Here is a 4,802-nt window from a genome sequence, read left to right on the forward strand (position 1 = left end):
GTATGGCGCAAATTACGTGCCAAAGCGAGGGAAGTCATCTGGGAAATGCGGGCTAGAAGATTACCGCCGCGGTGCCTTTGAAGTGGGAGCACCAAATGACGTGGTTCGCACTGTGGGAGGATCAGAACCAGAAGACTTCGAAACCATCACACGCCGTTATATTGCGGCAACCCCAATCACGCGTCGCAGCTTGAAAAATAAAGTTCAGGTGTTGATCGATTTGATGAAGATGATGCTCACACGGACGCCGGATATAGAGGCATATGAGTTATCTCAGGGCCACCCACTCCTCCGGGATTCTAAATATGGAGTCGAGTATGAGCCCTGGTTAACGCCACACAGCTCTGAGAATGCATACAGCTTGAATAGCACATTCAACGAGTGGCACACACAAACTCGAAACATGGTCTTAGCCACGGCTCCTCTTCAATAGTCTTTTTTTAGTCAATAAATTGTACATTCATTAAAAGGGACGACCATGAATTTGAACGAACATCCTACAGTGAAACGAATTCGCGAGCAAGAAGCCAATCTCTCTGTAGAAGACGCACCCGCGCTTGATGAAACCTGGTTACGTCAGCTTGTTCTCGATGCGGGAGCCGACGATGTGGGTTTCGTTGAAATCGAACGACAGGAACTCGACGATCAGCGGGACGACATCCTGAATGTCTTTCCTCGTACAAAAACGCTCATCAGCTATGTAGTGCGGATGAACCGGGAACCACTTCGCTCGCCTGCGCGTTCGATTGCTAATCTCGAATTTCATCATGCTGGCGATGAAGTCAATGAGATCGGTCGCAATCTGGTCGGACAGCTGGAAGGGGCAGGTATCAAGGCTCTCAATCCCTCGATGGGTTTTCCGATGGAGATGGACAATTTTCCGGGTAAGGTTTGGGTTGTGTCGCACAAACCGGTCGCCGTCGCTGCCGGCCTGGGAATGATGGGCATTCATCGGAATGTCATCCACGAGAAATTCGGTAACTTTATTCTCCTGGGAACGATTCTGATGGAAGCTGAGGTGGTGGAGTATAGCCGACCCATCGATTTTAATCCCTGCCTGGAATGTAAGCTCTGTGTCGCCGCCTGTCCGGTGGGAGCGATTTCCCCTCAGGGAGATTTCAATTTCTCAGCCTGTTACACGCACAATTACCGGGAATTTATGGGAGGTTTCACCGATTGGACCGAACAGGTCGTCGACAGTAAAAATGCCATCGATTATCGCGATCGCGTGAACGATTCCGAATCGGCTTCGATGTGGCAGAGCCTTTCCTTTGGTGCCAATTATAAAGCCGCTTATTGTCTATCCGTCTGTCCTGCGGGAGAAGATGTGATTGCCCCCTATTTGGCTGATAAAAAGACGCATCTCAAGGAAAACGTACGTCCGTTACAACAGAAAGAGGAAACGGTTTACGTTCTCAAGAATTCCGACGCCGAGCAGCATGTCGCCAAACGATTTCCCCACAAACCTATAAAACATGTCGGCAACACTCTACGTCCCGGCAACATTAGCGGATTCATCCAGGGAGTACCGCTGGTGTTTCAGCCAGGAAAGTCAGAGGCTTTGAACGCCACTTATCATTTCACCTTTACAGGCGCTGAGCATCGTGAGGTGACCATTGTGATCCAAGACAAGAAAATTGACGTCAAAGAAGGGCATCATGGCGAGCCCGATTTGCGCGTGACTGCAGACACAAAAACATGGATCGGCTTTTTAAGAAAAGAAAAAAACATTGTCTGGGCATTAATCACAAGAAGGATCCGCCTGAAAGGATCACCCAAATTATTACTGGCCTTCGGTAACTGTTTTCCGCAATAGGTTTCTATATCTGGTGAATGTTTAAAAGCGAGATGGGGACCAGTTGATTTTAGAGTTGGGTAAGAAGATCGTCGATTTGTAATGCAATCACTTCCTGGCGTTCTGGTAAATCATCTTCAAGCTGTTGAGCATACTTCAAATTCGACTCTTTCCTCAATCTCGCTATTGCATCAGCTACTTTTTGATTAACAAAGTCGACAGTGAGTGTGGCTGATAGAAATTGAATGTTCTTATCACTCCAGAATGCATCGAATAGGCTGTCGTTTTCGCAGAGGCATAAACCTGTGCCATGACACTCTTCGAAGAGTGGGTTTTCTCCTTCAAAGTACATGAGTGATGAACAATACTGAATCGCTGTAATGGCGCGTCCGGGAGTTTTAACGGTCCACCACGCGTTCCAGATGGGCTCAATGTTGGGGACGATGACACCAAGAGAATTAAAACGACCTAACCAGCCAAGTGAAGGAAAACCTTTTTGAAGTTGTGGGATTTCCCGTTCAGAATCCAAACGTTCGAGGAAGCTGTCACGAAAGAATAAGGTGACTTCAGTTAACTGTTTGGGAGTTAACATATTTTCAAAAACGTTACCATTAGATATTCCGTAATGAAATTCGGAGTCACCATGAGAACAAGGTTCGTTGTTTTGTAGAGTCTGGTGCCAGTCCATGAGGCAGACGGGAAACAAGTATGCAAATAATTCTGGTTGCAGTTTGACGTAAGCCAGATCATGGTGGTAATACCACATGTCAGAAAAATCAATTTGTTCGTAGGATGTCCGGGCTAATTCCTGTAGCTCCTCATCGAAACCATCAAACTGACGCTGCCAGACGTTTTCAGGAGGTTCGGGGTAATCGAATATCGCGCGAACCCGTTCCCAGCTGATTGGCTGTTGTGGTGGTTGATCGCTGATTGACTGATTCATGTTCAAAAATCCCAACTCTGTTGGAGCCCCAATCTTCCCGGTGCTGCAGGATCCAGTGCTGTGTCTAATTTCAAGTGTTCCTGAAAAAATCCGAACCCACTTCTTTAGAATGTGTCGATTTCGGTAAGTCTATTGCAACGTAGAAACGTTGATTGCGTTGCGAATATGATCAAGACACGGATTCTGTTTTCTGGTTCCGCCTCCATCTATATTAGGCGCCCCATTTTAATGGTGAAAGTCATGTTTGTAAGAATAGGTTTAATCTGAGCGTAGAGCAATGCGTCATCGATGCGCTCTCTGCGCGAATGATGTTGTTCAGGGGGCGTGTAACGTCAACCTGGTTCTGCCTTTTTGCCTTACTTCTTGTATTAGTATCATGACTTCTCATAACCAGAAATATCACACCAGCCGTCGGCTGGACGATCTGATTACGCACTATGCGCTTTCACACCGTAGCTCCAGTCGAATGTTCTGGAGATTAATTTATGTGGTTCGTTCGCGGAGCAACTTGCTCTCCCATCGGGCAAAGATCAGAAATTTAAAACAGAGTGATATTGAACGAGTCTTAACGTGTTGTACCAGGATGATTCGCTATCAATTTGCCTGGAAAAGATTTCCTGAAGCCTGGGTTCCCCCTGATGCCAGTCTGTTTGTTCAATTGCGCTCGCTCGTGCAGCATCTGTTTGATCAATACCCGGTGCCGAACTTTATGGCGTCGGTCTGGTGGAATAATCAGTATGCCCCATGGGAGCTGAAACTGTATCAGCATCTGGCCAAAGGTCTCAGTCTTCGTCAGTTTTCAGTATTGAATCATCTTCGGATCACCAAACGAATGGCGGCGTTGTTTATGCAGGCACCCGACGATTTGCGTTTGATAGAATCGATTCGCTGGGGACACGTTCTTTCGTTAGGAGGCGACGATCGACTGGCCCGCATTCTAATCAGCCAGACCTGTTTGGGGATGTTCACCGAAGATGAGAAGTTCTGGGAATCGGTGATCCGATTTTTGATTCAGAATCAACCACTCTCAGCCGATGAGATCGTAGAGATTGTACGGTTTATCCAAGAGCAGCGATTTGTACCAGCAGAAACAGTCTGGGGCAGGGGAGCAGGTGAAGATCCGGTTCAACCCGATTTTACATTACGGGGTCGCACCTTGATGTCCCTGCGTCGGCATCAAGCGAACTGGCGCTCCGAGCTGATTGAGAAAGGTCTTATGCCGCCACTAGATATTCATCCGCTGGATTTCCCCTGGAAGCGTTGTAAAATCAGTTCGTTTCGATTTGAAGAAGAAGGCATAGCCTGGACGATTGACGAATTACTGACTCCTCGGGAACTTCGGAATGAAGGGCGGGTCATGCAGCATTGCGTGGCGGAATATACTTCAGAATGTGCCCGCGGGATGACGACGATCTGGTCCATGAAGTGTCATCAGGGTACACGCAAACGTCGTACTCTGACGATCGAAGTCGCGCCAAAGGCAAAGGTCATCTTACAGGCCAGTGGAAAACAGAACTGTACCCCCAGTGTCGAGGTCTCAGAAATTCTCAAACGCTGGGCTAAGCAGGAAAGCTTATGGTATGAAACAATGGCCTAAAGCAGAAATTAATTTCAAAAACAGAGGCACATCGGAATAATCTGAACCAGGGTTGTGCATCAAGTCTGAGATTTCGGAATCACAAAACTCATATGCATTTCGGCATGACGCAAATTAAAGTCATTCCATTCTTTGTTCGTCATTTTACCGAAACCGGGATGATCTACGCGTGCCGTCTCGCTCTCCTGCCGTTTGACGGCAGCGCGCAGAGCCGTCAGGCCTTCTTCTGTGGTTGTATCGTCGGGGATAAATTTACTGGTACTCTTGAAGCCGGGGGGTAATGCTTTTGTGAGAAACTTTCGTTTCATCAGCAATGTCATCAGAAATCGTACGGGGGCCGGTAGTTTAAAATCCATACCATCAATCGAAGCATCGAGCGACATGGCAAGATGTTTGAGGATCTGGCCCAGTGACCAGTTTCCCAGCAGGTCTACATCGCTTTGAGACATCTGGTCTGCATCTGCCAG

4 protein-coding genes and 1 pseudogene are annotated in these 4,802 nt (G+C 47.5%); 3 read left to right on the forward strand and 2 right to left on the reverse strand.

Annotated features, from left to right (window positions below):
- Positions 1 to 433 (forward strand): annotated as a pseudogene (locus Q0668_RS06905) (hypothetical protein); the annotation flags it as partial.
- Positions 434 to 478: 45 nt separating this feature from the next.
- Entirely contained in the window at positions 479 to 1,816 is a 1,338-nt protein-coding gene (locus tag Q0668_RS06910; RefSeq protein ID WP_298861834.1) for an SCP2 sterol-binding domain-containing protein, read from the forward strand.
- A gap of 49 nt (positions 1,817 to 1,865) precedes the next feature.
- Here the strand turns inward: Q0668_RS06910 and Q0668_RS06915 are convergent, their stop codons facing one another.
- Positions 1,866 to 2,738, reverse strand: coding sequence for a hypothetical protein (locus Q0668_RS06915; protein WP_298861837.1), 873 nt, complete (start codon positions 2,736 to 2,738; stop codon positions 1,866 to 1,868).
- Between the two features lie 376 nt (positions 2,739 to 3,114).
- Here Q0668_RS06915 and Q0668_RS06920 point away from each other — a divergent pair, with 376 nt between their 5' ends.
- Positions 3,115 to 4,335, forward strand: coding sequence for a PcfJ domain-containing protein (locus tag Q0668_RS06920; protein WP_298861839.1), 1,221 nt, complete (start codon positions 3,115 to 3,117; stop codon positions 4,333 to 4,335).
- Positions 4,336 to 4,394: 59 nt separating this feature from the next.
- Here Q0668_RS06920 and Q0668_RS06925 read toward each other — a convergent pair.
- Positions 4,395 to 4,802: DUF1569 domain-containing protein (locus Q0668_RS06925; RefSeq protein WP_298861846.1), on the reverse strand; the 408-nt coding region annotated here is incomplete at its 5' end.

The sequence above is a fragment of the uncultured Gimesia sp. genome (genome assembly GCF_937910335.1).
In the GTDB taxonomy this organism is placed as follows: domain Bacteria; phylum Planctomycetota; class Planctomycetia; order Planctomycetales; family Planctomycetaceae; genus Gimesia.

Coding starts and splice junctions, on each gene's coding strand:
- Q0668_RS06910 (WP_298861834.1), top strand. CDS start 479: ATGAATTTGAACGAACATCCTACAGTGAAACGAATTCGCGAGCAAGAA.
- Q0668_RS06915 (WP_298861837.1), bottom strand. CDS start 2,738: ATGAATCAGTCAATCAGCGATCAACCACCACAACAGCCAATCAGCTGG.
- Q0668_RS06920 (WP_298861839.1), top strand. CDS start 3,115: ATGACTTCTCATAACCAGAAATATCACACCAGCCGTCGGCTGGACGAT.